General features: G+C 28.8%; 3 protein-coding genes and 1 pseudogene. 2 read left to right on the top strand and 2 right to left on the bottom strand.

Features of this window, described 5'->3' with window-relative positions; all coding sequences use genetic code 11:
• Window positions 1–51 precede the first annotated feature (51 nt).
• Window positions 52–570: pseudogene (locus AMN70_RS03320) on the bottom strand (S49 family peptidase); the annotation flags it as partial.
• Window positions 571–683: 113 nt separating this feature from the next.
• On the opposite strand from AMN70_RS03320, the gene AMN70_RS03315 reads away from it, so the two are divergent.
• A complete protein-coding gene (locus AMN70_RS03315; RefSeq protein WP_075501759.1) occupies window positions 684–1,697 on the top strand; it encodes a polyprenyl synthetase family protein in 1,014 nt (337 codons plus the stop codon).
• Here the strand turns inward: AMN70_RS03315 and pdxH are convergent.
• A complete protein-coding gene (pdxH, locus tag AMN70_RS03310) occupies window positions 1,694–2,320 on the bottom strand; it encodes a pyridoxamine 5'-phosphate oxidase (protein WP_075501757.1) in 627 nt (208 codons plus the stop codon). The genes AMN70_RS03315 and pdxH overlap by 4 nt on opposite strands.
• A gap of 33 nt (window positions 2,321–2,353) precedes the next feature.
• Between pdxH and AMN70_RS03305 the strand changes: the two genes are divergently transcribed.
• On the top strand, window positions 2,354–2,500 hold a 147-nt coding region (locus tag AMN70_RS03305; RefSeq protein WP_143323413.1), incomplete at its 3' end, for a chorismate synthase.

Here is a 2,500-nt window from a genome sequence, read left to right as displayed (position 1 = left end):
TTTATTTTACAAAGAATTAATATGAAAAAAATTAAATTTATACTCTCCACTATAATTTTTATGCAAATCTAATTGTATTTTTTTTAATCTTTCTATGTCCTCGTTCTTTTCTTCAAGAAAAGGGTCTAGTGTATTTTTATTTTTACCAGCAGTATGAACTCTCCTCTCTACACCGATTTTTTTAATAAATTCAGTAAATCCAAAAGAGGAATAAATTACTCCGATAGATCCTATTATCGAACTTGAATTTGCATAAATTTCATCTCCCGCACAAGAAATGAGATATCCTCCCGACGCCGCAACATCTTCAGCAAAGACTATAACTTTTTTTTTATTTTTTTTTGCTTGTTGTCTTATAAAATTATAAATTAAATGTGACTGTACTGGTGATCCTCCTGGTGAATTTATAGAGATTGCAACACAAACAGCTTTTTTTAAAGAAAAAGCCTTTTTAATAACTTCTTCTTGGCCTGAAAAATCAATTCCTTGTCTAAATTTCCCGGCATTTCCTATAACTCCACTAAGCTTTAAATGAGCAACTATCTTTTTCTTTTTAAAAAAAGAGAACATGGTTAATCCTTATAGAATAAATAATTGATTATATAGACCATTTATAATTGATGAAATGGGTGCGTCAATTGATAAGTAATATATAAAACTTAATTATATTAACTTATTAAATAATGGGAACTGTAGTACAGCTAAAAAACCAAATAAATGATTCTTATTTTCAACTCAAAGATTCTGTTGATGATAAACTTATCTTAACTGAAGAAAAGATAAAATCAAAATTAACTAGCGAAATTAGACTCGTTCAAGAAATGACCAACTACCATATTGAAACTGGTGGAAAAAGATTAAGGGCACTATTAACATTAGGCACTGCTAAATTATGTGGTTACTCAAAAGGTTCTCGAGATGTAAATTTAGCTGCTTGTGTTGAGCTAATTCATAGTGCAACATTAATGCACGATGATGTAATTGACGAGGGAGTAGTAAGAAGGGGAAAAAAGACTTTAAATAAAATTTGGAATAACCAATCTTCTGTTTTAATTGGAGATTATTTATTGAGTAGATGTTTCGAAATGATGGTTGACGATGGAAACATCGAAGTTTTAAAATTACTTTCATCAACTTCATCAAAAATTGCTCAAGGAGAAGTTATGCAACTTCAACATAAAGGTGAGGTTGATATGTTAGAAGAAACATATTTAAAGATTATTTCTGCCAAGACTGCTGAACTATTTGCAGCTGCAACAAAAGTTGGAGCTATAATTTCTAATGTTGATAGTAAAGAAAAAGATGCACTTGAATTTTATGGGAGAAATCTTGGTCTTACTTTTCAAATTGCCGACGATACTCTTGATTACAATTCAGAACTTAAATTGTTTGGAAAAAAAATTGGTCAAGATTTTTTTGAAGGAAAAATTACACTACCAATCATTTTACTTTTTCAAGAATTAGATTCTTTAGAAAAAGAAATTTTGATAGAAATATTTGCCAAAAAAATAAGATTAAAAGATGAATTTGATAAAGTTATCTCTTTAATAAAAAAATATAAAATCATTGATCAATGTTATCAGAAGGCTCAACATTATATAAATCTCGCTTCCAATTCTTTAACAGTATTTAAAGACTCAAAACAAAAAGAAATTCTTAAAAATCTTACTTCGTTCAGTTTAACTAGAAATTTTTAAGGACTTAACAAAGATTTAGTCCATTCACCCTTGTTATCTTTTTTATAATTTAGTCTCTCATGTATTCTATCATTGCCGTCTAACCAAAATTCAATACTTGTAGGTGATAAATTCCATCCAGACCAATAAGGTGGTCTTGGAACTTTCTTTTCATCATTATATTTTTTTTTGAATTTTGCTATTGAGTTTATTAGTTCATCTCTGCTATTTAATTTCTCACTTTGTTGAGAAGCCCAAGCTCCTATTCTACTTTCATAACTTCTAGAATTATAATATACATCTGCAACATTATCTGCGACTAATGATATTGTTCCACTAATTCTTATTTGCCTCAAAAGACTTTTCCAGTGAAAGCACATTGAGGCTTTTGGATTCTTTTTTAATTCATTTCCCTTTTTACTATTTAAATTTGTGTAAAACACAAAACCTTCTTTACTAAAATCTTTTAATAAAACCATTCTAACAGACGGAAAATTGTCGTCATCAGCTGTAGCTAAAGCTACAGCGTTAGGATCATTAGGTTCTGATTTTATTGCCTCATCCATCCATATTTTAAATAGCTGAATAGGATCATCTAGATCTAAAAAGCAGCTATTAATACCAAGTAAGTTTTTTTGATTCATAATTTTAACAAAATAAACTATATAATATAAATAATGTCATTTAATACTTTTGGAAAGCTATTTCGATTCACAACTTGGGGAGAGTCTCATGGATCAGCTATCGGGTGCATAGTAGATGGATGTCCACCAAATATAAAGATTAGAGAGCAAGATATTCAAAAAGAACTTGATAAAAGAAAA

It is taken from the genome of Candidatus Pelagibacter communis, assembly GCF_001179925.1.
Taxonomy (GTDB): Bacteria; Pseudomonadota; Alphaproteobacteria; order Pelagibacterales; family Pelagibacteraceae; genus Pelagibacter; species Pelagibacter ubique_E.
Note: the sequence above shows the minus strand (reverse complement) of the source record. Positions and strands in the feature narration are given on the sequence as shown.

What these genes read in the sequence shown, in the direction of transcription:
- AMN70_RS03315 (WP_075501759.1), top strand. Translation starts at nt 684, where the DNA reads ATGGGAACTGTAGTACAGCTAAAAAACCAAATAAATGATTCTTATTTT.
- pdxH (WP_075501757.1), bottom strand. Translation starts at nt 2,320, where the DNA reads ATGAATCAAAAAAACTTACTTGGTATTAATAGCTGCTTTTTAGATCTA.